Source organism: Solidesulfovibrio aerotolerans, assembly GCF_009856865.1.
GTDB classification, from domain to species: Bacteria; Desulfobacterota; Desulfovibrionia; order Desulfovibrionales; family Desulfovibrionaceae; genus Solidesulfovibrio; species Solidesulfovibrio aerotolerans.
In genome coordinates this window covers 1-23,537 of record NZ_WVUD01000013.1, presented here as the reverse complement: position 1 = coordinate 23,537, position 23,537 = coordinate 1, and the positions used below count along the sequence as shown (strand labels likewise).

At 61.7% G+C, this 23,537-nt stretch carries 19 protein-coding genes and 5 tRNA genes; 4 read left to right on the top strand and 20 right to left on the bottom strand.

Annotation, left to right across the window (positions count from 1 at the left end):
* Nucleotides 1–152: 152 nt before the first annotated feature.
* The 15 genes from rpoC to GTA51_RS09155 form a co-directional block, all read right to left on the bottom strand.
* Entirely contained in the window at nucleotides 153–4,316 is a 4,164-nt protein-coding gene (gene rpoC / locus GTA51_RS09225) for a DNA-directed RNA polymerase subunit beta' (RefSeq protein WP_160960482.1), read from the bottom strand.
* A 104-nt stretch (nucleotides 4,317–4,420) separates the two neighbouring features.
* Nucleotides 4,421–8,527, bottom strand: a complete 4,107-nt coding sequence (gene rpoB / locus GTA51_RS09220) for a DNA-directed RNA polymerase subunit beta (protein ID WP_160960481.1) — start codon at nucleotides 8,525–8,527, stop codon at nucleotides 4,421–4,423.
* Nucleotides 8,528–8,752: 225 nt separating this feature from the next.
* Nucleotides 8,753–9,139 (bottom strand): 50S ribosomal protein L7/L12, encoded by a 387-nt coding sequence (gene rplL / locus GTA51_RS09215; RefSeq protein ID WP_075354888.1) that lies wholly within the window; start codon nucleotides 9,137–9,139, stop codon nucleotides 8,753–8,755.
* A gap of 42 nt (nucleotides 9,140–9,181) precedes the next feature.
* A complete protein-coding gene (gene rplJ / locus GTA51_RS09210) occupies nucleotides 9,182–9,703 on the bottom strand; it encodes a 50S ribosomal protein L10 (protein ID WP_160960479.1) in 522 nt (173 codons plus the stop codon).
* A gap of 195 nt (nucleotides 9,704–9,898) precedes the next feature.
* On the bottom strand, nucleotides 9,899–10,606 hold the full coding sequence (gene rplA / locus GTA51_RS09205; RefSeq protein WP_160960478.1) for a 50S ribosomal protein L1: 708 nt from the start codon (nucleotides 10,604–10,606) through the stop codon (nucleotides 9,899–9,901).
* 29 nt (nucleotides 10,607–10,635) lie between these two features.
* Entirely contained in the window at nucleotides 10,636–11,058 is a 423-nt protein-coding gene (gene rplK / locus GTA51_RS09200; RefSeq protein ID WP_160960476.1) for a 50S ribosomal protein L11, read from the bottom strand.
* A gap of 30 nt (nucleotides 11,059–11,088) precedes the next feature.
* A complete protein-coding gene (gene nusG, locus GTA51_RS09195; RefSeq protein WP_160960475.1) occupies nucleotides 11,089–11,652 on the bottom strand; it encodes a transcription termination/antitermination protein NusG in 564 nt (187 codons plus the stop codon).
* 11 nt (nucleotides 11,653–11,663) lie between these two features.
* Complete coding sequence (secE, locus tag GTA51_RS09190) at nucleotides 11,664–11,963, bottom strand: preprotein translocase subunit SecE (RefSeq protein ID WP_160960473.1); 300 nt, start codon at nucleotides 11,961–11,963, stop codon at nucleotides 11,664–11,666.
* 21 nt (nucleotides 11,964–11,984) lie between these two features.
* A tRNA-Trp gene (locus tag GTA51_RS09185) sits at nucleotides 11,985–12,060 on the bottom strand.
* 19 nt (nucleotides 12,061–12,079) lie between these two features.
* Complete coding sequence (gene rpmG, locus GTA51_RS09180) at nucleotides 12,080–12,229, bottom strand: 50S ribosomal protein L33 (RefSeq protein WP_160960472.1); 150 nt, start codon at nucleotides 12,227–12,229, stop codon at nucleotides 12,080–12,082.
* 3 nt (nucleotides 12,230–12,232) lie between these two features.
* Nucleotides 12,233–13,426, bottom strand: coding sequence for an elongation factor Tu (tuf, locus tag GTA51_RS09175; RefSeq protein ID WP_160957857.1), 1,194 nt, complete (start codon nucleotides 13,424–13,426; stop codon nucleotides 12,233–12,235).
* A gap of 49 nt (nucleotides 13,427–13,475) precedes the next feature.
* Nucleotides 13,476–13,551: transfer RNA gene (locus tag GTA51_RS09170), tRNA-Thr, on the bottom strand.
* Between the two features lie 32 nt (nucleotides 13,552–13,583).
* Nucleotides 13,584–13,660, bottom strand: a tRNA-Gly gene (locus tag GTA51_RS09165).
* A gap of 59 nt (nucleotides 13,661–13,719) precedes the next feature.
* Nucleotides 13,720–13,805: transfer RNA gene (locus GTA51_RS09160), tRNA-Tyr, on the bottom strand.
* A 5-nt stretch (nucleotides 13,806–13,810) separates the two neighbouring features.
* Nucleotides 13,811–13,886, bottom strand: a tRNA-Thr gene (locus GTA51_RS09155).
* A gap of 263 nt (nucleotides 13,887–14,149) precedes the next feature.
* Here GTA51_RS09155 and ftsH point away from each other — a divergent pair.
* Both ftsH and GTA51_RS09145 read left to right on the top strand, forming a co-directional pair.
* On the top strand, nucleotides 14,150–16,045 hold the full coding sequence (gene ftsH / locus GTA51_RS09150) for an ATP-dependent zinc metalloprotease FtsH (protein WP_160960470.1): 1,896 nt from the start codon (nucleotides 14,150–14,152) through the stop codon (nucleotides 16,043–16,045).
* Complete coding sequence (locus tag GTA51_RS09145; protein ID WP_160960469.1) at nucleotides 16,042–17,229, top strand: TolB family protein; 1,188 nt, start codon at nucleotides 16,042–16,044, stop codon at nucleotides 17,227–17,229. The genes ftsH and GTA51_RS09145 overlap by 4 nt, the downstream gene beginning before the upstream one ends.
* A 76-nt stretch (nucleotides 17,230–17,305) precedes the next feature.
* Here GTA51_RS09145 and prmC read toward each other — a convergent pair whose 3' ends face one another.
* The 4 genes from prmC to rpmE all read right to left on the bottom strand — a co-directional run bounded on the left by prmC (nucleotide 17,306) and on the right by rpmE (nucleotide 20,835).
* Nucleotides 17,306–18,172, bottom strand: coding sequence for a peptide chain release factor N(5)-glutamine methyltransferase (prmC, locus tag GTA51_RS09140; RefSeq protein WP_160960467.1), 867 nt, complete (start codon nucleotides 18,170–18,172; stop codon nucleotides 17,306–17,308).
* A 274-nt stretch (nucleotides 18,173–18,446) separates the two neighbouring features.
* Entirely contained in the window at nucleotides 18,447–19,520 is a 1,074-nt protein-coding gene (gene prfA, locus GTA51_RS09135; RefSeq protein WP_160960465.1) for a peptide chain release factor 1, read from the bottom strand.
* Nucleotides 19,521–19,598: 78 nt separating this feature from the next.
* Entirely contained in the window at nucleotides 19,599–20,552 is a 954-nt protein-coding gene (locus tag GTA51_RS09130) for a DUF1385 domain-containing protein (RefSeq protein WP_160960464.1), read from the bottom strand.
* A 64-nt stretch (nucleotides 20,553–20,616) separates the two neighbouring features.
* Entirely contained in the window at nucleotides 20,617–20,835 is a 219-nt protein-coding gene (gene rpmE / locus GTA51_RS09125) for a 50S ribosomal protein L31 (RefSeq protein ID WP_160960462.1), read from the bottom strand.
* A gap of 241 nt (nucleotides 20,836–21,076) precedes the next feature.
* Here rpmE and thiC point away from each other — a divergent pair, with 241 nt between their 5' ends.
* A complete protein-coding gene (thiC, locus tag GTA51_RS09120; protein WP_160960461.1) occupies nucleotides 21,077–22,399 on the top strand; it encodes a phosphomethylpyrimidine synthase ThiC in 1,323 nt (440 codons plus the stop codon).
* A gap of 20 nt (nucleotides 22,400–22,419) precedes the next feature.
* Nucleotides 22,420–23,166, top strand: coding sequence for a 2,3-diphosphoglycerate-dependent phosphoglycerate mutase (gene gpmA, locus GTA51_RS09115; RefSeq protein WP_160960459.1), 747 nt, complete (start codon nucleotides 22,420–22,422; stop codon nucleotides 23,164–23,166).
* Nucleotides 23,167–23,244: 78 nt separating this feature from the next.
* Here the strand turns inward: gpmA and GTA51_RS09110 are convergent.
* On the bottom strand, nucleotides 23,245–23,537 hold a 293-nt coding region (locus GTA51_RS09110), incomplete at its 5' end, for a hypothetical protein (RefSeq protein ID WP_211922512.1).

Sequence of the window (23,537 nt, the reverse complement as noted above, 5' to 3'; positions counted from 1 at the left end):
GGTCTGGCGACGCTTGCGTCCCCGAAAACAAGCGCAAAGGCATATCAGGGTGTTACCTGCCACCCAACCCCGCCGGCCGGGTCCGTGGCCAGGACGCAAAAAAAAGGGGACTCCCTGCGGAGTCCCCTTTTTTGCCAATTGGGTGCAACCAGCTATTCGACATCCAATCCAATGATCGGACTTTCTTCCAGTTCTTCCAGGAAGCGGTCCGGGCGCTCGGGCTGGCGCGGCACTTCGATCTCGCTCTCCATGTAGCGGCGATAGCCGGTGCCGGCCGGGATGAGACGGCCCACGATGACGTTTTCCTTAAGGCCGCGCAGGGAGTCGTCCTTGCCCATGAGGGAGGCTTCGGTGAGCACCTTGGTGGTCTCCTGGAAGGAGGCCGCCGAGATGAACGAATCCGTGGACAACGAGGCCTGGGTGATACCCAGCACCAGCGGTTCGGCCATGGCGGGCTTTAAGCCCTCCTCGACGCAGCGCAGGTTCTCTTCCATGAACCGGATCTTGTCCACCTGCTCGCCAATGAGGAAGGTGGTCTCGCCGGAATCGAGGATGGACACCTTTTTCAGCATCTGGCGGACGATGATCTCGATATGCTTGTCGTTGATGCCGACGCCCTGGAACCGGTACACGTCCTGGATTTCGTCCACGAGGTACTTGGCCAGGAACTTCTCGCCCTTGATCTTTAAGATGTCGTGCAGTTCCGGGTAACCTTCGGTCAGCAGTTCGCCGGCTTCCACGAAGTCGCCTTCCTGGACCGTGACGTGCTTACCACGCGGAATGAGGTATTCCTTGAAGTCGCCGGCCTCGGGGGTGACGACGATCTTGCGCTTGCCCTTGGTTTCCGCGCCAAAGGACACCAGACCGTCGATCTCGGAGACAACGGCCATTTCCTTGGGCTTGCGAACTTCAAACAGCTCGGCGACGCGGGGAAGACCGCCGACGATGTCCTTGGTCTTGGACGATTCGCGGGGCTTACGCGCGATGATATCGCCTTCAAAGACATCCTGGCCGTCGCGCAACATGAGGATCGCGCCCACCGGCATGGAGAAGATGGCCGGGGTGTTGGTGCCGGGACGGCTTTTGGGGTTGCCGCGCTCGTCTACGATGGAGATCGAAGGCCGATAGGAGGTGGTCCGGTATTCGATGATGGTTTGCGTCGCGCGCTTGGTCGCGTCATCCACCTTTTCCTGGTAGGTCTTGCCTTCGACGATGTCGGTGAAACGGATCACACCGGCGACGTCGGTGACGAACGGTTCGTTAAACGGGTCCCATTCGGCCAGCAACTGGTCTTTTTTCACTTCCTGCCCGGCCACGGCGAACAGTTTGGCACCGGACGGCAGGCTGTAACGTTCGCGTTCGCGGCCCTGATCGTCCACCACCGACACCTGCCCGGACTTGCCCATCATGATGGTGTGGCCCTGCTGGTTGACGATGGATTTGACGCGCGAGAGCACGATGCGGCCGTTGTGCTGGGCTGTCACCGACGACTGGGCGATTTCGCGCGCCGCCGTACCACCGATGTGGAAGGTACGCATGGTGAGCTGGGTTCCCGGCTCGCCGATGGACTGGGCGGCGATGATGCCGACGGTCTCGCCAACGTTGACCAGATGGCCCCGGGCCAGATCGCGGCCGTAGCACATGGCGCACACGCCGTGCTTGGACTGGCATGTCAGCGTCGAACGGATCATCAGCGAGCTGAAGCCCTTGTCTTCGATCAACTGGGCATACTGCTCGTCAATAAGCGCGTTGGTCGGGATCAGCACCTCATCGGTGACCGGATCGAGCACGTCGAACATGCAGGCCCGGCCCAGAGCGCGTTCGTGCACGCGCTGCTTGATGTCGCCGGCCTTGACGTAGTGGGTGATCTCCAGACCGTCCACGGTGCCGCAGTCGATCTCGGTGATGATGACGTCCTGGACGACATCGACCAGACGACGGGTGAGGTACCCGGAGTTGGCGGTCTTAAGGGCCGTATCGGCCAGACCCTTTCGTGCGCCGTGGGTGGAGTTGAAGTACTGGGCGACCGAGAGCCCCTCGCGGAAGTTCGAGGTGATGGGCGTCTCGATGATTTCACCGGAAGGCTTGGCCATAAGGCCGCGCATGCCGGCGAGCTGGCGCATCTGGTCCTGGTTACCGCGCGATCCGGAATGGATCATCATGAAGATCGGGTTGCTGGAGGTATTCTTCTCCACCCGCCCGGAAGCTTCGTCGGTCAGGGTATCCCAGGAGATCTCCTTCATCATTTCCGTGGCCACGTCGTTGGTGGCTTTGGTCCAGACGTCGACGACCTTGTTGTATTTCTCGGTACGGGTGATGATACCTTCGCCGTACTGGATTTCGATGTCGTCCACCTCGTTCTGGGCGGCGGCCAGGAGCTTGGCCTTGGTGGACGGGATGGCCAGATCCTTGACACCGATGGAGACGCCGGCCCTTGTCGCGTATTCGTAGCCCAGGTCTTTTAAGCGGTCGCACAGGATGACCGTGGCCTTGGTGCCGGCCATGCGGTAGGTGTCGCCCACGAGCTTGCCGATGCTGCGCTTATTCAGCACCGTATTGACCAACTCAAAGGGCACGCCCTCAGGCATGAGTTCGCCGACAATGATGCGGCCCGGCGTGGTCTTGACCCGCTCGCCATTGATGCGGCAGGTGATGCGGGCATGCAGACTCACCACTTCGGCGTCCACGGCGCAGATGACCTCGCCAGTGTCGGCAAAGATCTTGCCCTCGCCCTTGGCGAAGCTGCGTTCGATGGTGAGATAGTACAGGCCAAGGACGATATCCTGGGACGGCACGATGATGGGCGTTCCGTTGGCCGGCGACAGGATGTTGTTGGTGGACATCATGAGCACGCGGCATTCGATCTGCGCTTCAACGGACAGGGGGACGTGGACAGCCATCTGGTCGCCGTCAAAGTCGGCGTTATAGGCCGAGCAGACCAGCGGGTGCAGCTGAATGGCCTTGCCTTCCACCAGCGTCGGCTCAAAGGCCTGGATACCCAGGCGGTGGAGTGTCGGCGCACGGTTTAACAGGATCGGATACTCGCGCACCACGTCTTCTAAGATGTCCCAGACCACCAGCTCTTCGCGCTCGACCATCTTCTTGGCCGTCTTGATGGTCGTGGCCAGCCCCTTCTCTTCCAGCTTGGAATAGATAAAGGGCTTAAAGAGTTCCAGGGCCATTTTCTTGGGCAGGCCGCACTGGTGGAGCTTGAGGCGCGGGCCGACGACGATGACCGAACGGCCGGAATAGTCAACGCGCTTGCCGAGCAGGTTCTGGCGGAACCGGCCCTGCTTGCCCTTGATCATATCCGACAGGGATTTGAGCGGCCGACCGTTGGTGCCGGTGATGGCCCGGCCGCGACGGCCGTTGTCGAAAAGGGCATCCACAGCTTCCTGGAGCATGCGCTTTTCGTTGCGGATGATGATGTCGGGCGCGCCCAATTCGATCAGGCGTTTGAGGCGGTTGTTACGGTTGATAACCCGACGGTAAAGGTCGTTTAAATCCGAGGTGGCAAACCGGCCGCCGTCCAGGGGAACCAGCGGGCGCAGCTCGGGCGGGATGACCGGAATGACTTCCATGATCATCCACTCGGGTTTGTTGCCCGACTCGATAAAGGCCTCAACGATCTTGAGGCGCTTGATGATTTTTTTCTTCTTGGTCTGGGACTTGGTGGTCATGGACTCGTCGCGCAGTTCGGCGCGAAGGGTCAGCAGATCAATCTCCTCCAGCAGACTGCGCACGGCTTCCGCGCCCATGCCGACAACCAGGGCGTCTTCGCCGCCGTAGTGGTCGATGACCTGGATAAACTGCTCTTCCGAGATGACCTGAAACTTGGTCAGATTGGTGTCCTTGGGATCGAGCACCAGATAGGAGTCGAAATACAGGACTTTTTCCAAATCGACCATGGTCATGTCGAGCAAGGTGCCGATCTTGGACGGCAGGGTCTTTAAAAACCAGATATGGGCCACCGGGGCGGCCAGTTCGATATGGCCCATGCGCTCACGGCGGACCTTGGAGGCAATGACCTCGACGCCGCACTTTTCACACACGATGCCACGGTGCTTCATGCGCTTGTACTTGCCGCAGTTGCACTCATAGTCCTTGACCGGGCCGAAGATCTTGGCGCAGAAAAGGCCGTCACGCTCGGGCTTGAACGTCCGGTAGTTGATGGTTTCGGGTTTTTTCACTTCCCCGAAAGACCACTCCCGGATCTTTTCCGGCGAGGCGATGGAAATGCGGATGGATTTGAGCGACCGGCTGGAGACTCCGGTCTGGCCGATGCCGCGCATGCTGAACAATTCGTCCAGAGACATACGATACCTCGTAGGCGGGATGACCCGTCCCGCTTCGTGCCCCGCCGGCCGTGCCGACGGGGCGTTATCGTCTCGAATCTATGCTATGGCCGCCTGGGGTGCGATTACCGCCGGGGGGCCTTGGCGATCTTTTTCTCGTCCTGGATGAGGTCCACGTCGAGGCCCAGGGACATGAGTTCCTTGACCAAAACGTTGAACGACTCGGGCAGGCCGGCTTCCAAGAAGTTGTCGCCCTTGACGATCTTCTCGTACATCTTGACGCGGCCGCCGACATCGTCGGACTTGACCGTCAGGAATTCCTGCAACAGATACGATGCGCCGTAGGCTTCAAGGGCCCACACTTCCATTTCTCCCAAACGCTGGCCGCCGAACTGGGCCTTACCGCCCAGCGGCTGCTGGGTGACCAGGGAGTAGGGGCCGGTGGAACGGGCGTGGATCTTTTCATCGACCAAGTGGTGCAGCTTTAAGATGTACATGCAGCCCACGGTGACCGGCCGGTGGAAAGCCTCGCCGGTGCGGCCGTCATAGAGCGTGACCTTGCCGTCTTCGGGCAGTCCGGCGAGCTTGAGCCAGCTCCACAACTCGTCTTCCGTGGCCCCGTCAAAGACCGGCGTCTTGGCCACGATGCCCTTTTTCAGGGCGCGCAGCGCATCACGCAAGTCGTCGTCGGACATGCCGTCGATGAGTTCCCCGGTCTCTTCGGTGTCAAAGACGGCCTTGGCCCGGTCGCGGATGCCTTCCATGGCCTTGCCGGAATCGGCCAACGCAGCAAGCTGCTTGCCCAGTTCCATGCCGGCCCAGCCCAGGTGGGTTTCCAGGATCTGGCCGATGTTCATACGCGACGGCACGCCCAGCGGATTGAGCACGATGTCGACCTGTCCGCCGTCGGCGAAAAAGGGCATGTCCTCAATAGGCAGGATGCAGGACACAACGCCCTTGTTCCCGTGGCGGCCGGCCATTTTATCGCCCACGTTGAGCTTGCGTTTGACGGCCACATAGACCTTGACCATCTTGATCACGCCCGGGGGCAGATCGTCGCCCTCGGTCACCTTCTCGCGCTTCTGGTCGTAAAGGCCTTTGACGAAGTGCAGATGGCGGTCGTATTCGTCGATAATTTCGGCCACAGCCTCGTTGGCATCCTTGGCCGCAAATATCCCGGAGAGCTTTTTCAGCGGCAACGCTTCCAAAACCTCAAGGGTCATGGGATGGTTGGCTTCCAGCAGGACGTCGTTTTTCTTGGCACCCTTGATGGTCTGGGACACGGACTTGCCCATCACCAGCGGCCAGAGACGACGGCGCATGTTGGCGGCGATGGCATCGACGTGCTGGCCTTCCTTGGTGTCCAGGCGGGCCAGTTCGAAGTCTTCGATCTGCCGGGTACGGTCGTCTTTTTCGCCTGAGCGGCGGTTAAAGACGCGCACGTCGATGACCGTGCCTTCGATTCCCGGCGGCACCTTGAGCGAGGTGTTTTTGACATCCCGGGCCTTGTCGCCAAAGATCGCCCGCAGAAGCTTTTCTTCCGGGGTCAGCTGGGTCTCGCCCTTGGGCGTGATCTTGCCGACCAGGATATCGTCCGGGGCCACCCGCGCGCCGATGCGGATGATGCCGCAATCGTCGAGATCTTTGAGCATCTCTTCGCCGACGTTGGGGATATCCCGGGTAATCTCCTCGGGTCCGAGCTTGGTGTCGCGGGCAACGACCTCGAATTCCTCGATGTGCACCGAGGTGAAGGTGTCGTCTTTGACCGCATTCTCGGAAATGAGGATGGAGTCTTCGTAGTTGTAACCGCACCACGGCATGAAGGCGACGAGCAGGTTTTTGCCCAGGGCCAGTTCGCCGTCGCGGATGCCCGGGCCGTCGGCCAGGACGTCGCGCTTGTCCACCCGCTGCCCGACCCGCACGCGCGGCACCTGACCGAAGCAGGTGTTCTGGTTGGATTTGTGGTGCTTGAGTAACTCATAGGTCTTGGCGCCGCCGGTTTCGCCCCCAACTCCTGAATCGTCATAACAGACGATAATGCGTTCGGCATCGGCGTAGTGGACCACACCCGGTGCCTCGGCCAGAATGCAGGAACCGGAATCCTTGGCCACGGCCCCTTCCATGCCCGTGCCGACCAGCGGCTGCTCGCACCGCAAAAGCGGCACAGCCTGACGCTGCATGTTGGAACCCATGAGCGCGCGGTTGGCGTCGTCGTGTTCCAGGAAGGGAATAAGGGCGGCCGAGACGGACACGATCTGGCTCGGCGAGATGTCCATCAAGGTGACCTGCTCGCGCGGCACCATGACCTGATCGCCGCGCATACGCGCCCCGACCACGGAATTGGCAAAAGACTTATCCGCCGTCAGCGGGGCATTGGCACCGGCGATGACTTCGTCGATCTCCCGGGTGGCATCAAGATAGATGGTGTCGCCGGTCAGCTGGCAGTCCTTAACGACTTTGTACGGCGTCTCGATAAAGCCGAAGTCGTTGACCTTGGAGTGGGTGGTCAGCGACACGATCAGACCGATGTTCGGACCTTCCGGCGTCTCAATGGGGCAGATGCGGCCGTAGTGGGAGGTGTGCACGTCGCGCACCTCAAAACCGGCCCGCTCGCGGGTAAGTCCTCCAGGTCCAAGGGCCGACAGGCGGCGCTTGTGGGTGACTTCGGAGAGCGGATTGGTCTGATCCATAAACTGCGACAGCTGGGAGGTGCCGAAGAATTCCTTGAGCACCGCCGCCACCGGCTTGGGATTGATCAGATCATGGGGCATGAGCGTGGCCACTTCCTGCAGGCTCATGCGCTCTTTGATGGCCCGCTCCATGCGCACCAGACCGATGCGATACTGGTTTTCCACCAGCTCGCCGACCGGGCGCACCCGGCGGTTGCCCAGATGATCGATGTCGTCGGCCGGGCCGTGGGAATCCTTTAAAAAGGTCAAATGCTTGACGGCTTTCAGGATATCGTCGTTGGCCAGGGTGCGGAAATCCAACGGCTGATCGATCTTGAGGCGCGCGTTGAGCTTGTAACGGCCAACGGGCGAAAGATCGTAGTAATCGGCGTTGCGGAAAAGGTTTTCGAAGAAGTTGGCGGCAATCTCGGGGGTCGGCGGCGACGACGGACGCAGGCGGCGGTAAATCTCCACCTGGGCCGTAATCGTGTCGATGGTCTTATCCAGCGCCAAGGTGTCGCGGATCGACGAGGAGGTGTCCACGCCCCGGGTGTGCAGCAGCGGGAAGTCAATGACGCCGGCGTCTTTGAGCTTCTCGATAAGGTCGGCGGTCAGTTCGTCGCCGGCCTCGGCCAGCACTTCACCGGTGGTCGCGTCGTTGAGATCCTCGGACAAAAACGCGCCCAAAAGCGCGGCCGGGTCAACCTCGACGGTCTCAATGCCGGCTTCAAGCATGAGCCGCCAGGCCCGTTTGGTGATGGGCTTGTCCACGGCGACGATGGTCTTGCCCTCGGCGTCGCGGATTTCGGAATAGGCCTTGTCCTTGCGGTAGAAATCGGCATGCACCTGGCGCATGACACGCAGGCCGTCCAGGGTGAAATGCTCGACTTCGTAGAAGTAACGCAGGATGTCGCCGCGCGACATGCCCATGGCCTTGAAAAGTATGGTAGCGGGCATCTTGCGGCGCCTATCGATGCGCACGTAGAGGATGTCCTTGTGGTCGTAGTCGAAATCGAGCCAGGAACCGCGCATGGGGATGATGCGGCAGGAATAGAGCACCTTGCGGCTGGTGTGGCTTTTGCCGGAGTCGTGCTCGAAGATGATACCCGGCGAGCGCTGAAGCTGGTTGACGATGACGCGCTCGGTGCCGTTTATGATAAACGTGCCTTTCTCGGTCATCAGCGGCACGGTGCCGAAGTAGATGATCTGTTCCTTGATGTCGCGAATGGTGCGGTTTTCCGTCTCCTCATCCACGTCGTAGACGACCAAGCGGACCTTGATGCGAAGCGGGGCCTCGAAAGTGAGGCCTTTGGCGATGCACTCGGGCACGTCGTATTTCGGCTCGCCGATTTCGTAGCTGACGTATTCCAACGAGGCTGTTTTGTTAAAATCCTCGATGGGAAAGACCGAACGGAATACGCCTTCGAGTCCCGCGTCCTCCCGGCTGGTGGGAGGGATGTCCTTTTGCAGAAACAACTCGTAGGAGTCGATCTGCAGGTTGAGCAAATGGGGAATGGTCAGCGTTTTGACGATCTTGCCGAAATTTTTGGTCAGCTGGGCCATTGTGTCCTCTGTTGCAGGGCTACGACGTTGGGAAGGGTGTCGGGCGTACCGTACGCCCTCTATCGGCCTTGCGGAGCGCGCGTCGCGCCTGGTTTGTCCCTGACCGTCGGTTGTATACTACCGACAGGGATGCGGAAAGCAAAAATCAACAAAAAGGGAAAAAGAGCGCCCCGCCCCTCGCGGAGGGGGCGCTCTTTGGTGTCAAAGACGAAGGCGTGCGGCAAACTACTTGATTTCGCAAGCGGCTCCGGATTCTTCCAGCTGCTTCTTGGCATCCTCGGCTTCGGCCTTGGACACGGCTTCCTTGATGGAAGAGGGCAGCTCGTCAACCTTGGCCTTGGCTTCCTTGAGGCCCAGACCGGTCAGGGCGCGAACGACCTTGATGACGGCGATCTTGTTGCCACCGGAGCTGGTCAGGATGACGTCGAACTCGGTCTTCTCTTCCTCGGCCGGGGCGGCATCGGCAGCCGGGGCGGCCATCATCATACCCATGGCCGGGGCGGCGGCGGAAACGCCGAACTTCTCTTCCAGCTCTTTGATGAACTGGGAAAGCTCAAGGACGGTCATATTGGCGATGAAATCGACGACTTGCTCTTTGGTGATCTCGGACATGGATTGTTCCTCCTGAAACGTTCGCTTTGGCGGAAGCCGGCCTTAGGCCGCTTCCTTTTTTTCCTGGATGGCCTTAAGGGCGTACAGCGCGCCGCGAATCACGTTCGCGAACAGGCTGACGAAGCTCGTGGGCACAGCATTCATGGTGCCAAGGGTCATGGCAAGAAGTTCGGGCTTACTCGGGAGCTTGGAGAGATCGGCCACGCCGGCGGCGTCGATGATCTTTCCGGACAGGCAAGCGAGCTTGACCGAAAACTTTTTGCTGGTCTTGGCATAATCCACAAGGACCTTGGCCACCACGACCGGGTCTTCATACCCGAACGCGATGCCGTTGTTCTCAATGAGATGATCCTTGAGGGCGTCATGGACGCCGTCTTTCACTGCCAATCGGGCCAGGGTGTTTTTGACGACCTGATACTCAACTCCAACGGCGCGAAGCTTGCCGCGAAGATCAGTCAGTTCCTCCACCGTCATGCCACGAAAGTCGGTGACCACCACGATGCCGGCCCGGTCCGCCCTTGCGCGCAGTTTTTCGATAATCTCGTTTTTTTGCGCACGTTGCACGGTACCTACCTCCACATGCGGGTTGGCGGGCCTTTCAGAGAGCCAAAGCGGGGTCTCGGCGGGAAATTAAGGGGTACATCCCCACCCGCTGTCTTTGACTCGCCTTCCATGCCCAGATTGTATATCGAAAAATCGTCCCCGGCCAAAGGACGCACCTCTGGCCTGGGACGGATTGTGCTTTAGGAACGAAGGGTCTTAGCCTTCAATGAGCTTACGCACAGACTGGGTATCCACCTTGATGCCAGGCCCCATGGTGGTGGCCAGAGCCATGCCCTGCAAATAGGTGCCCTTGGCGGCCGAGGGCTTCAGGCGCATGACAGCATCAATGACGGCCCGGAAGTTGTCGAGGAGCTTTTCAGCGCCAAAGGAGCGCTTGCCCAGCGGCACATGGAGCACGCCGGCCTTGTCAACCTTGAACTCGACCTTACCGGCCTTGAGTTCGGCCACGGCCTTGCCGATGTCAAAGGAAACCGTGCCGGTCTTGGCGTTGGGCATGAGTCCCCGGGGGCCGAGGATCTTGCCGATCTTGCCGACAGAAGCCATCATGTCCGGGGTGGCCACGGCGTTGTCAAAGGCGAGAAAGCCGTTTTTGACCTGTTCGATCAGCTCATCGCCGCCGACGAAGTCCGCTCCGGCCTCACGGGCCTCGGCTTCCTTGTCGCCTTTGCAAAACGCGAGCACGCGCACGGTCTTGCCCAGACCATGGGGCAGCGACACTGCGCCGCGCACCATCTGGTCGGAATATTTGGGGTTGACGCCCAGGTTCAGGGCGACGTCAACGGTCTCGTCAAACTTGGCCTTGCCCGTCTCAACGGTCAGGGTCATGGCTTGATTGACATCATATTTGACCGTGAGGTCGATGTCCTTGATCGCCTCGCGATAATTTTTCCCGTGCTTGGCCATGGCGGAAATTCCTCTTGCGGTCGTGCCGGTTAGACGATCTCAATGCCCATGCTGCGGGCGGTGCCGGAGATGGTGCGGCAGGCGGCTTCCAGATCTTTGGCCGACATGTCCACCATCTTGAGTTTGGCGATTTCCTCGATCTGCGCGGCAGTGACCTTGCCGACCTTGTTCTTGTTCGGTTCGCCCGAACCCTTGGCGATGCTGGCGGCCTTGACCAGAAGCACGGACGCCGGAGGGGTCTTGGTGATAAACGTGAAGGAGCGGTCGGCGTAGATGGTAATGAGCGCCGGGATGATGGTGCCTTTCTGCTCCATGGTCCGGGCGTTGAACGCCTTGCAGAACTCCATAATGTTCACACCGTGCTGACCCAGGGCCGGACCGACCGGGGGAGACGGGTTGGCCGAACCGGCGGGGAGCTGCAGCTTGACCTTGGCGGTGATCTTCTTGGCCATTGCGATTATCCTTACAAAAAGGGCTAAGCCCTAATTTTTGCTTACCTGCACGAAGTCGAGTTCCACCGGCGTCTGACGGCCAAAGATGGAGACTGAAACGCGAAGCTTGCCCTTGTCGTAGTTGACATCCTCGACCACGCCGTTGAAGCCGCCGAAGGGGCCGTCGATGACGCGGACTTCATCGCCACGCTCGAAGTGATACTTGGGACGGGGCTGTTCCTGCCGGCTGACCATCAGGCTGAGGATCTTTTGCGCCTCGCTGTCGCGCATGGGCGTCGGCTGGTTTTTGCCGCCGATAAAGCCCGTAACGCGGGGAATGGACTGCACCAGATGCCAGGAATTGTCGTTCATGGCCATCTTGACCATGACGTAGCCGGGATAAAACTTCCGCGTGGAGGTCTTTTTCTCGCCCTTGACCAATTCGATGATCTTTTCCGTCGGAACCACCACTTCTTTGATGCTTCCGCCATCCTGACCGGTGCGCATCATTTCGCGCAGAGTCAGTTCCACCCGGTTCTCAAAACCAGAATACGTATGGACGATGTACCAGCGTGCCGGGTTTTGATCTTCGCCGACTTCGTCTTGTTCAACCATGGTGGGTTCCATTACGAGAGGATGAGCGCGACGAGCCTGGAAAGGGCCATGTCGACGACGCCCAGGTAGATGGCCATTACGACGCTAAAGACCAGGACGGCGATCCCGGTCTTCACCGTTTCTTCGCGCGTCGGCCAGGTGACCTTTTTGAGCTCACCTTTCGCCTGGTCGAAGAATTCCTTGGCCTGATCGATGCGGCCTGTCAGGGAAATTCCGTCCTTGCCGGCCTCTTCCTTGGACTTGCCACGGGAAGCCTTGGGCTTGGAGGGTGTTTCCGCGACCGAAGCCGCCTGGGTCTTGTCTTTGGCCATGACCTACGCCTTGCTTGAAAATGGCAGGGCAGGAGGGATTCGAACCCCCAGCCCTCGGATTTGGAGTCCGATGCTCTACCGTTAGAGCTACTGCCCTGCGTTATGACTACCGGAACTTACTTCGTTTCCCGATGAACCGTGTGCTCACGGTCGAAGGGGCAGAACTTTTTGAGTTCCAGACGGCCGGTCGTGTTCTTCTTGTTCTTTTCCGTGGCGTAGTTCTTGCGCTTGCACTTGGTGCACTGCAGCTGGACGTTAATCCGCATCACTTACTCCACGATTTCGGAAACGACACCCGCGCCAACGGTACGGCCGCCTTCGCGAATAGCGAAGCGCAGACCCTTTTCCATGGCGATGGGGTGAATCAATTCCACGTTAAAGGTGGCGTTGTCGCCCGGCATAACCATTTCCACGCCCTCATTGAGGGTAACCACACCGGTGATGTCCGTGGTGCGGAAGTAGAACTGGGGACGATAACCAGTGAAGAACGGGGTATGCCGTCCGCCTTCTTCCTTGTTCAGGACGTAAACTTCGCCCTTGAACTTGCGGTGCGGCGTGATGGAGCCGGGCTTGGCCAGAACCTGGCCGCGCTCGACGTCGTCGCGCTTGACGCCGCGCAGGAGCACGCCGACGTTGTCGCCAGCCTGACCCTGATCGAGAATTTTGCGGAACATCTCAACACCGGTGCAGGTCGTCTTGACCGTGTCCTTGATGCCGATGATGGCCACTTCGTCACCGATGGTGACGATGCCGCGCTCGATACGACCGGTCACGACTGTGCCGCGACCGGAGATGGAGAACACGTCTTCAATGGGCATCAAAAACGGCTTGTCGATGTCGCGCTTGGGCTCAGGGATGAAGCTGTCGCAGGCATCGAGCAGCGCGAAAATCGGGGCGGCGTCGGGGCTGTTGATGTCAGCAGCTTCCAAAGCCTTAAGAGCCGAACCCTGGATGACCGGGATATCGTCGCCGGCAAAGCCGTACTTGGAGAGCAGCTCGCGCACTTCCAGTTCGACCAGTTCCAGCAGTTCCGGGTCGTCGACAAGGTCAACCTTGTTCATAAAGACCACCAGCTGGGGCACGCCGACCTGACGGGCGAGCAGGATGTGCTCACGGGTCTGGGGCATGGGGCCGTCGGTGGCGGCGACGACGATGATACCGCCGTCCATCTGGGCCGCGCCGGTTATCATGTTCTTGATGTAGTCGGCGTGACCAGGGCAGTCGACGTGGGCGTAGTGACGCTTGTCGGTCTGGTATTCGACGTGGGCCGTGGCGATGGTGATGCCGCGTTCCTTCTCTTCCGGCGCCTTGTCGATCTGGTCGAAGGGAATGTAGTCGCCAAAACCCTTCATGCTGGCCAGACGCGTGATGGCGGCGGTCAGCGTGGTCTTGCCGTGGTCAATGTGACCGATGGTGCCGATATTGACGTGCGGCTTGGTGCGTTCAAATTTCGCCTTGCCCATGTCATCCCCCTGCAGCTGCTGCTTCTCAGGATTTTTTAAGGTGAAGATATGGAGCCCACGGCCGGATTCGAACCGGCGACCTCTTCCTTACCAAGGAAGTGCTCTGCCGACTGAGCTACGTGGGCCCTTTCTAGCGGTAGGACACGGGGCGGCCTTTTGGAGCGGGAAACGAGACTCGAACTCGCAACCCTCAGCTTGGAAGGCTGATGCTCTAGCCAATTGAGCTATTCCCGCGTATGTCACATGTAGTTCATGCGACAGGACTTCCTGTCTCCTACAGCATTCGCGCACTATGGTGGAGGGGGGAGGATTTGAACCTCCGAAGGCGTACGCCGACAGATTTACAGTCTGTTCCCTTTGGCCACTCGGGAACCCCTCCGAACCTGGAGCTGGCGATGGGACTCGAACCCGCAACCTGCTGATTACAAATCAGCTGCTCTGCCAGTTGAGCTACGCCAGCAAGCCAAGAGGCAGCAAGTTAGCGAAACATACAGAGCGGGTCAAGTCTTTTTTTCACCAGCACGTCGCGTCGGTTTCACCCAGACGCGAAGTGGAGTCTTTACCCCCATCCCACACCCCTGGCAACCATTATTTCGCTATCCGCCCAAATTTCTTGTCTCCCCCGCCCCACGGGCGCGTTGTCAACACCCTTAAACACGCCTATAGTCACAAAATAGACCGGTTTAGCCCGCAACCTCCACCTTCGAGTACACCGTGAAGAACATGGAAAAGCATCAACGTTTCTCGCTCTGGTATGTCCTTATCGCCATATGGGGCGTTTTGCTGCTCAATAACCTCATCGTTTCCAACTACGGCCCCAAAAACCTCGCCTACTCCGAATTCCTCACCCGTCTGCGGGCCGGCGATATCACCGAAGTGTCTGTCACCGGCGACGTCATTACCGGGCTGATGAAGAGCACGGAAGGCGATGCACCGGCCACCAAACCAAGTATCCCCGGATTTTCAAAGGATAAACCGGAAGAAGCCGAACCCACCCTGCCCTTTACCACACGGCGGGTGGACCCCAACCTGTCCGACGAACTGACCAAGTACAACGTCATCTTTAAGGCCCAGCCCCAATCCACCTTCCTGCGCGACATGCTGTCCTGGATCGTTCCCATCCTTATTTTCTTCGGCATCTGGTACGTGCTCATGCAGCGCATGAATCCGGGCCAGGGGGTTATGGCTTTTGGCAAAAACAAGGCCCGGGTCTATGCCGAAAAGGAACTGGACACGCGGTTTACCGATGTGGCCGGCTGCGACGAGGCCAAGGCCGAGCTCGAAGAGGTTGTCGAATTTTTAAAAACCCCGGAACGCTTTCAGCGCCTGGGCGGGCAGATGCCCAAGGGCGTGCTGCTGGTCGGCCCGCCGGGCACGGGCAAGACCCTGCTCGCCCGGGCGGTTGCCGGCGAGGCCCAGGTCCCCTTCTTCTCCATTTCCGGCTCGGAATTTGTGGAAATGTTTGTGGGCGTGGGTGCGGCCAGGGTGCGCGAACTCTTTGTCCAGGCCAAGGAAAAAGCCCCGTGCATCATCTTTATCGATGAACTTGACGCCATCGGCAAATCCCGCTCCGGGGCCATTGTCGGCGGGCACGACGAGCGGGAACAGACGCTCAACCAATTGCTGGTCGAAATGGACGGCTTCGACCCCCGGGTCGGGGTCATCATCATGGCCGCCACCAACCGCCCGGAAACCCTTGACCCGGCCCTGCTGCGGGCCGGGCGCTTCGACCGCCAGGTGCTGGTGGACCGCCCGGACGTCATCGGGCGGGAGCAGATTCTTACGGTGCACGCCAAAAAGATCGTCCTGGCCCCGGGCGTGGACCTCACCGTCATCGCCCGCAAGACCCCGGGCTTTTCCGGGGCCGATCTGGCCAACGCCATCAATGAATCCGCCCTGCTCGCGGCCCGCAAAAACAAGGACGCCGTGGACATGGACGACCTCGAAGAGGCCGTTGACCGGATCATGGGCGGGCTGGAAAAGAAAAACCGGGTGATCAATCCCAAGGAAAAACGGGTGGTAGCCTACCATGAGGCCGGCCACGCCATCGTGGCCACCTTTACGGACGGGGCCGACGCCGTGCATAAAATCTCCATTGTGCCGCGCGGCATCGGGGCACTTGGCTGGACCCAGCAACTCCCCACCGAAGACCGCTATCTCATGTCCCAGACGGAACTGCTCGGCAAAATCGATGTGCTGCTGGGCGGCCGGGCGGCCGAACGCCTCATTTTCGGCGACGTCTCCACCGGGGCGCACAACGATCTGCAACGGGCCACCGACATCGCCATGGCCATGGTCACCGAATACGGCATGGGGGCGACGCTCGGGCAGGCCACCTACCCGCGCCAGAACCGGCCGGTGTTCCTGTCGCCCGACCAGAGCGGTCTGGCCCGGCGGGAATATTCCGAGGCCACGGCCGCCCGCATCGACGTCGAGGTCAAGGGCATCCTGGAAGCGGCCTATGAACGGGTGGCTGCGCTACTGACGGACCGGCGCGCGGCCTTGGAACGGGTGGCCGGGGTGCTTCTGGAAAAGGAAGTTTTGGACGAGGCTGCCTTCCAGGCTGTCCTTCATGACAGTGCGGCCCCGGACGCCACCGTGGCCACGGAGCCGGCATGAAGGCACAATCCCTCGCGCTCGCAACAAGTGCGGTCCTTGTCGGCCTGTGTCTTTGGCCCGGCCGCCTGCCGGCCCAAATCCTCACCAAGGGCGGTGATCCGCTGTTGACTGTCCTTGCTATCGGGCAGGCCGTGCCGGTTGGCGGCAAAAAGGGAAAGACGCCGCCTCTGGCTGTTGGCGACAAGGTCCGGCTGGAAGCGCAGCGTGACGGCATGGCCGAGGTGGTTGTCGAGGAACCAGAAGCGAGCGCACAGACTGAGCGCCGTTTTCGCCTGCCACAGACCGCCCTGGCCACCGCACCGGGCAAGACCCATCTCGATAAACCGGACTGGCTTCCGGCCCCGGCCGAGGCCGCAACAGAAAGTCGCGACGTGGTGGCCTATGCCGACGGGCCATGGATCATGCTGCTGACTCCCGGGGCCAAGCCCACCCGGGTGGCCAAAGGTTCGGCTCCGGCCCTGTCGCGGGATGCGGCGTTTCTGGCTTACAGCCCCGAGTCCGGCAGCGGCGTGACTGTGGTGGACAGGACCGGGCAGACCAAACCCAGGAAGTTTGCCACCCAAAACGCCTTCGTGCGCAGTATGCACTTTAGCCCAGACGGCCGACGGCTCTTCTGGCTGGTGGATGGCCGCATCGAAACCGTGGATCTGACTGCGACCAACCCGTCGCCCGTGGTCATCCACACCGGCCTGCCCTCTGACTGCTCGCTGCAAGGCTCCACCCGGGACGGGACGGCGCTGGTCGTCCAGGATATGACAACCGTGACCTGGATCGGCCTTGACGGGAAGCGTCTGCGCCAGGAACCCATCGGGACGTTTACCGACGATCCCTGGGGTTCGAGCGCTGATACGTATCTGCCAAGCCCGGCCGACGAAGCTTTGATGCTGGTTGCCCGCGACGTGGTCGGCTCTGCAGCCTTCGCGCGCTGGGGCAACGGCCCCGGAGCGGCGCTTTATTTGTATGACGCCAAAAGCGGCACAAATTACCGCCTCACCCCGCGCAGCCTGACTGCAGCCTTTCCTGCCTGGACGCCGGACGGCAAGCGCATCTATTTTGCGGGTTTGCCGGATACACCGGCCAATGGGCCGCAGGGGATCTACCGTATGAACGCGGATGGGACAGAACTGACGCTACTCGGCAAAGGTTGGATGCCAAGCGCCGGGATGCGGCCCGAGGGCCGCTAACGGGCGGGATCAAGTCGATCCAGGAGTGGATAATAGTATCCAGACAACGCGGCCCGAGGGCCGCTGACGGGCGGGATCAGAGCAGGGGCAGGCGGCCTTCGACCATCCGGTCGCAGCCGGCCAGATCGCGGCGCACGGCCACCTCGGCAAAGCCGGCCTCGGTCAGGATCGCGGCAGCGGCCGGCCCCTGCTTCCAGCCGATTTCCACCAGCAGCCAGCCGCCCGGGGCCAGGGCGGCAGCGGCGGTCCGGGCCACCGTGGGCACGGCCTCCAGGCCGGTCTCGCCCGGCGTCAGGGCGCTGGCCGGCTCGAAATCGCGCACTTCCCGGGAGCATTCCCGGTATTCGGCGGCGCTGACATAGGGCGGATTGGAGACGATCAGGCCGTAGCCGCCGGGGCACTGGGGCAGCGCGGCGAAATCGGCTTCCAGAAAGGTCAGGCGGTCGGCCACGGCGTGGCGGACGGCGTTTTGCCGGGCGACTTCCAAAGCCGCTGCGCTCAAGTCCAGGGCCAGCCCCCGGGCCTGGGGGAAAAACGTGGCCAGGGTCACGGCCAGACAGCCCGAGCCGGTCCCGAGATCGCCAAAAGCGGTCAGCCCCCCGTCCGGGAAAAGCTTGCGGGCGCGGTCGATTATAAGCTCGGTCTCGGGGCGGGGAATAAGGGTGGCCGGGGTGACGCAGCAATCAAGGCCGTAGAATTCGCGTTCGCCCAGGATATAGGCGGTGGGCTCGCCGCGTCCGCGCCGGGCAATGAGCGGGCGCACGGCATCCAGTTCGTCCGGGGTCAACGGCCGGTCCATGGCCAGGATCAGGCCCAGCCGGTCCAGGTCCAGGGCCTTGGCCAGCAGCACCTGCGCGGACAGACGCGGGCTGTCGATGCCCCGCTCGGCCAGATAGCGGTCGCTCTTGGCCAGAATCTCCCGCACCGTCGGCGCTTTTCCCATCTCGGTTTCCACTCTGCTATTTTGATGGCGCGTTGTTTTCGGCCGGATCTTGACGACTGGGAACATCGCGCCTCCAGCAAAGGAGGGCCCAACGGAAGCAGCGCTGGCTCCCGTCAAGCGTCAAGCACAGCACGTTCCACAGCCGCCCAGCGCCAGCCAACGCCCCTAACCCCTTAAAAAACTTCTTTGGCTGGGGGGTCCGGGGGGATCATCCCCCCGGCCGCCGGAGGCCTCTTCACTTCTTCGCCTCTTCGTCTCTTCGCCTCTTCTGGCGTTACGCCGCGTCGGCCTGGGCTTTAAGGGCCTCGGCCTGGTAGTGGCCGATGAGCGCGTCGCACATTTCGTCGAGATCGCCTTCCAGCACCGCTTCGAGGCGATACAGCGTCAGGTTGATGCGGTGGTCGGTGATGCGGCCCTGGGGAAAGTTGTAGGTGCGAATGCGTTCGGAGCGGTCGCCGCTGCCGACCTGGGACCGGCGGACGGCTTCCTGTTCCATGCGCTGTTTCTCCTGCTCGGCCTGCAGCAGGCGGGAGCGCAGCACCTTCATGGCCTTGGCCTTGTTTTTGTGCTGGGATTTTTCGTCCTGGCAGATGACCACCAGCCCCGAAGGGATGTGGGTGACGCGCACGGCCGAGTCGGTGGTGTTGACACTCTGGCCGCCGGGGCCGCTGGAGCGGTACACGTCGATGCGCAGATCATTGGGGTCAAGGGCCACGTCCACTTCCTCGGCCTCGGGCATGATGGCGACGGTGACGGCAGAGGTGTGGATGCGCCCCTGGGATTCGGTGGCCGGCACGCGTTGGACGCGGTGGGCACCGGATTCGTATTTGAGCCGGCTGTAGACCTTGTCGCCGGAGATGGAAGCAATGACTTCCTTAAAGCCGCCGGTGCCGGTTTCGGACTGGCTCATGATCTCGACTTTCCAGCGCTTGGTTTCGGCGTAGCGGGTGTACATCCGAAAGAGGTCGCCGACAAAAAGGGCGGCTTCTTCGCCGCCGGTGCCGGCCCGGATTTCGAGCAGGATGTTTTTCTCATCCATGGGATCTTTGGGCAGCAGCAGCAGCTTGAGCTTGGCTTCGAGATCGACCTGGGTTTCCTTGAGCGCCTTGGTCTCGGCCTGGGCCAGTTCGCGGATGTCCGGGTCGGAGTCCTGGGTCATTTCCTGGTTGTCTTCCAGGTCGCGAACGACCTGCTTGTACAGGCGAAAGCCAGCCACCACGTCGCCGAGGTCGGAATGTGTTTTGGCCAGTTTGCGGTACCGTTCCTGGTCGGAAAGGACGTCGGGATCGGACAGTTGGCGCACCAGTTCCTCGTACTTGCGTTCGAGGCTTTCGAGCTTGGCGAACATGGGGAGTCTCCGGGGCGGGACACGGCAAAAGCGTCCCCCGGCTTGAGGGTTGGCACGGATCGACCGGACAGGGTCTGGTCAGGCGGCAGGCTGCCGGGCAACGGCACCGTCAAGGGCGGCCAGGGCCACTTCGATCTGGGCGTCGTCAGGTTCCTTGGTGGTGAGCATCTGCATGAAAAGCCCAGGGGCCGAGATCAGGCGGCAGACCGGACTGGTATGATACTTGCCGGCCAGTTTGATGACTTCATAGGCCAGGGCGCTGACCGGAATCATGAGGAACAGCTTCATGACAACGATATAGGCCTGTTTGATCCAGGCCGTTTCCGGGGCGTAAAAGGTCAGCAGCCAGGGCACGAGAAAAGCGTAGAGCACGATGGAAATGGCCAGGACAAAGAGCAGAAAGGCTGTGCCGCAGCGGGGATGCAACCGGGAAAACCCGCGTGCCCCGGCCGGGGTCATGGGCGCGCCCTGCTCGTAGGCCCAGATGACCTTGTGCTCGGCCCCGTGGTACTCAAAGACGCGGCGGATATCCGGCAAAAAGGAGATGGCCACCACGTAGCCCAGGAACATGACCATTTTAAACAGCCCGTCCCAGACGTGAAAGCTCAAGTCCTCGACGCCGCCGGAAAGGCCCATGCCGCGCATGCCCAGGGAAAACAGGTGGGGCGTGACGACGAACAGGAGCAGCGCAAAGCCCAGGGAGGCCGCCAGGGTCAGGCCCATGGCCAGAGGTCCGATCTCGGCCCCGTCCTCTTCCTCCACGGCCACCTGGGCCGAGAAGTTGAGCGCCTTGACGCCGTTGACCAGGGTTTCGAGCAGCACGGGAAACCCGCGCAGCAAGGGCTTTTGCAGCCACTTGGCGGCGGTTAAGGAGAACCACGGGCGCACGTCAATGAGGATATCGCCACCGGGTTTTCGCACGGCAATAGCCAAGCGATCCCGATCACGCATCATAACGCCTTCCATGACGGCTTGGCCGCCCACGGTTGGCGAGGCCACCAGCAGGGGGAGCAAGCGCAGAAAGCGTTTCATGGTCGTATCCCGGAGTTTGACGCCGGGCGGGCTGGCCGCCCGGCGGATATCGACAGAGGCCGCACTAGGCCTTGGGCGCGTCGAATTTGGCGTACTTTTTCCGGAAGCGGTCGATGCGTCCGGCGGTGTCGAGGAAACGCTGCTTGCCGGTGTAAAACGGATGGCAGTTGGAGCACACTTCGACCTGGAGCTGTTCGCCCTTGGTGGAAATGGCCTGGGCCTCGAAGCCGCAGTGGCAGCGGATGGTGGCTTTAAACGTCTTGGGATGAATATCTTTTTTCATAGCCTGACTCCTTGGATATCCCTTCCGGGAAAGCGAGATCAAGTAACGCCTTTTTTTGGGCTTGGCAAGGGCTTTGCTGACGTTTTTTTCCTGACCGCCCAGCCGGACGCCTCTCATACAGGCTCGGGGACGGGCTGGCAATGCCCTCAGGCAAGTTGTCGCCGCCGGATGCGCCCGCCTTTGAGCTTTGCCTGCCTTCGTGCTAGGATCGGCCATCCGGCAACCATTGAAAGGAAGCAGCATGTCCATCCTCAGTAAAAACGCCATCCTTGCCAATATCCTGCGCACCAAATCCGGCGAAATGGCCGCCGCCGAAGGCCTCACCCCGGCGACCATCGAAGCGGCTGTTGCCGCCGGCACCATGGTCGTTTTGGCCAACCCGGCCCACCCCGGTGTCACCCCCACCGTTATCGGCCAGCCGGCCAAGGTCAAGGTCAACGCCAACATCGGCACCTCCATGCTGGTCACCGACGTGGCTATGGAAATGGAAAAGGTGCACCTGTGCAAGTCGGCCGGTGCCCATACGCTCATGGACCTGTCCACGGCCGGCGATCTGGCCGCCATCCGGGCCGCCATCCTCGCCGCCACCGATCTGCCCCTTGGCACGGTGCCGCTTTACGGCGTGGCCCAGCGGCTGCTGGCCAAGGGCGGCGACCCCAGCGATTTTACCGTGTCCGACATCCTGGCCGAAATCGCCCACCAGGCCGAGGCCGGGGTGGATTTCATGACCCTGCATTGCGGCCTCACCCGCCGGGGCGTGGAACTGGCCGCCGAGAGCGGCCGCGTCACCGGCATCGTCTCGCGCGGCGGCTCGATCCTGGGGCGCTGGATGCGCCGGCATGATGCGGAAAATCCCTTTTTGACACACTACGACGACATTCTCGACCTCTGTCTGGCCCACAATGTCACCATCAGCCTGGGCGACGGCCTGCGGCCCGGCTGTGGGGCCGACGCCGGCGACGGGGCACAGTGGGATGAAGTCATCAACCTTGGCCGGCTGGCCGCCCGGGCCAAAGCCCACGGCGTGCAGACCATGATCGAAGGACCGGGGCATGTGCCGCTGCATCTGGTCCAGGGCCAGATCCAGGGCATCAAACGCCTGACCCAGGGCGCGCCGCTCTATGTGCTGGGGCCGCTGACCACGGACTGCGCCCCGGGCTACGACCACATCGCCGGGGCCATCGGCGGTGCCCTGGCCGCCTATTTCGGCGCGGATTTCCTGTGCTACCTGACCCCGGCCGAGCACCTCACCCTGCCCGACGTGGCCGATGTGCGGGCCGGCATCAAGGCCAGCCTGATTGCCGCCCAGAGCGCCGAGACAGCCCTTGGCCGCCCCCAGGCCGTGGCCCGGGATCTCGACATGTCCAAGGCCCGGGCCGCCCTCGACTGGGAAGCCATGACCAATCTGGCCCTGGACCCGGAGATGGTGGTCGCCCGCCGGGGAGCCCACAGCAAGGAAAAGGAATGCGCCATGTGCGGGGCCATGTGCGCCATGCGCATGATGACCGGCGACCACTTCGAAGCCGAACCGGCCGCTGGCAACGGCTGCCAGGCGAAAAAATAACCCTGTCCCGGGAGAACGCCATGCCCACCCTGGTCCTTGTGCGCCACGGCCAAAGCGTTTGGAATCTGGAAAACCGCTTCACCGGCTGGACCGACGTGGGCCTGACCCCGCAAGGCGAAGCCGAAGCCCGCGCGGCGGCCAAACTGCTGGCCGACGGCGGCTACGACTTCGACGCCTGCCTGACCTCGGTGCTCTCCCGGGCCGTGAAAACCCTTGATCTCGTCTTGGAGGGAATGGACCGGCTGTGGCTGCCGGTGACCAAGAACTGGCGCTTGAATGAACGCCATTACGGGGCGTTGCAGGGCTTAAACAAAGCCGAGATGGCCGCCCAATACGGCGAGGAGCAGGTGTTTGTCTGGCGCAGGAGCTACGACACCCCACCCCCGGCCCTGACCGTTGACGACGCGCGCTTTCCCGGCCGCGACCGGCGCTATGCAGCCCTTGCCGACGCCGAACTGCCCCGGTGCGAGTCGCTCAAAGACACCGTGGCCCGGGTGCTGCCCTTTTGGCACGACGTCATGGCCCCGGCCCTTTCGGGCGGCAGCCGGCTCCTTGTGGCCGCCCACGGCAATTCGATCCGCGCCCTGGTCAAATATTTTGATGCCGTCAGCGACACGGCCATCAGCGAAGTCAACATTCCCACCGGCGTGCCGCTGGTCTATGAACTGGCCGACGATTTGCGCCCCGTGCGCCACTATTATCTCGGCGACCCGGAAGCAGTGGCAAAAAGCATGGCCGCTGTGGCCGCCCAGGGCAAGGCTGGCTGATACGCCGCAGCCTTCTTTCAAATGCCAAAGGGCGGTCCGTAGCCGGACCGCCCTTTTTTTGTGCGCGCAGGGATGGTTCTAACGCGGCGGGCACGGCCCCTTGACCGGGACGTAGGCCACCCTGTCGCCCTGGTACTGCTCGATATAGCAGGTATTGTTGACGTTATAATAGGTCATGCCGGCCACGGTCACGGCAGCGGCGGCGGCGGGCAAGGCCCAAAGCCAGGGACCGACACCCACGGGCGGCGGCGGACCCCAGGGGCGCACGCCAACCGGCACGGGCACGGGCACGGGGGCCACCGGGATGGGCGGCCGGGGGCCATAGCCCGTTCCCGGGCCGTAGGCCGGGCCGGGCACGCCGATGCGCCCGG